This is a genomic window from Streptomyces sp. NPDC054932, assembly GCF_053610205.1.
Window position 1 is genome coordinate 1 of record NZ_JBSGXU010000380.1, and the last position, 2,033, is coordinate 2,033.

Here is a 2,033-nt window from a genome sequence, read left to right on the forward strand (position 1 = left end):
GAAGCCCGACCTCACGGCGGATGCCGAGCCCGAACCTGAGACAAAGCCGAAGGCCCAGGCCGAGCCCGACACCGCGGCGAAGGCCAAGACCGAGGCCGACGCCAAGCCCGAGGCCAAGCCGGAGGCCGACGCCGCGTCGAAGCCCGACCTCACGGCGGATGCCGAGCCCGAACCTGAGACAAAGCCGAAGGCCGAAGCCGAGCCCGACACCGCAGCGAAGGCCAAGACCGAGGCCGGCGCCAAGCCCGAGGCCGAGTCGAAGCCCGAACCCCAGGCCGAAGCCGAACCCGAAGCCAAAACCGGGCCCACCGGCGAGCCTCGGGCGAAGCCCCAGGCCAAGGCCGCGGCCGCGGCCGACGAGACGCAGCTCATTGTCCGGCCCGTTCCCGTGGCCGACGGGCCCGGTGCTCCGCGGAAGGCGCCCTCCTGGGCGCGGGAGGTGGAGCCGGACTCCGAGCGGACGAGCCAGTTCGTCGCGCTCAAGGACGTCGACGTCCCCGCGCCCGTCGCACCGGCTTCGCCCGAGGCCCGGCCGGCCAGGCCGGCCGGGCCGGCCGCCGCCGCGCCGCTGCCCCCGCTGGATCTGCTGGCCGAGCTCACCAACACCGCTCCCCCGGCCGAGACCCCGCGCCGGACCGCGGTGCGCCGCGTCAAGATATGGACGCCGATCCTGCTCCTGCTCGCGGGCGCCGGTGTCGGCGCCCAGCTGCTGCGCCCGCTGCCCACCCCGCAGCTCGTCGCCGCCGAGGCCGACCGCACCATCGACGGGCAGTTCTCCATACCGTGGCCCGCCAAGGGCCAGGGCGCCGTCCGTGTTCCCGGCTCCGGCGACCTCGGTACCTTCGGCGAGCAGAAGCCCGTCCCGACGGCCAGCGTGGCCAAGGTGATGACGGCCTATGTGATCCTCAAGGGCCACCCGCTGCGCAAGACCGAAACCGGTCCCGACGTCACGGTCGACGCGAAGACGGTGGCGGACGGCAACTCCGAGCACGAGTCCCGGATCACGGGCCTCACGGCCGGGGCGAAGTTCAGCCAGCAGGACATGCTGAAGATGCTCATGATCCCCTCGGGCAACAACGTGGCCCGACTGCTGGCGCGCTGGGACACTGGCACCGACTCCGAGGCCGCGTTCGTCGAGAAGATGAACGCCGCCGCCAGGGAGCTCGGGATGAAGGACACCACGTACACGGACCCCAGCGGTCTGGACGCGGGCACCGTCAGCACCGCCGCCGACCAGCTGAAGCTCGCCGAAGCCGTCATGAAGGACGAGACGTTCCGCACGATCGTCGCGATGCCGAACGCCACGATCAAGGGATTGTCACAGCGGCTCGAGAACAACAACGAGCTGCTCACCGCCCAGGGCCTCAGCATCCGCGGCATCAAGACCGGTTCCAGCACCCCCGCCGGCGGGACCCTGATGTGGGCGGCGTACAAGTCGGTCGGTGACGAGACGCCATTGATCCTCGGCACGTTGATGGATCAGCGGGTGGACGGGCCGGACGAGGACGCCGCCAACAGCCTGAAGCTGGTGCTGGCGAACAGCAAGAAGATCATCGAGTCGGTGCGCACTGCGCTCGCGTCGGTCCCGGTGATCCGCAAGGGCGACGTCGTCGGCCATGTCGACGACGGACTCGGCGGCCGTACGCCGCTGGTGGCCACCAAGGACCTGAATGTGATCGGCGTGCCGGGCCAGCGGCTGAAGCTGTCCCTCACGGCCGGCGCCGGTGCCGGTGCCGGCGGCGGACCGCTCCCGCACACCGCGAAGGACGGCGCCGAGGTGGCCGTCCTGACGGTCGGCATCGGGGAGGGCGCCAAGAGCGTGCCCGTCGCGGTCAAGGGGGCCCTGGCCGAGCCCGCGTTCGGCACGCGGATCACCCGCGGCTTCTAGGGACCGTCCGGGCAGAGGGGAGGTGGCGGGCCCCCGGGGCCCCCCCCCCCCGCCGGTGAAGGCCCCGCCCGGCCGGCGGGGCCCCCCCGCAGCGGGGTCCCCGACAGACCCGCGCCGGGGCCGCGCACACACCCCCCCCCGCGCC

General features: G+C 72.9%; 1 protein-coding gene. It reads left to right on the forward strand.

Features of this window, described 5'->3' with window-relative positions:
* Positions 1 to 1,888: serine hydrolase (locus ACWGE1_RS40935; protein ID WP_453425549.1), on the forward strand; the 1,888-nt coding region annotated here is incomplete at its 5' end.
* Between the last annotated feature and the right edge of the window lie 145 nt (positions 1,889 to 2,033).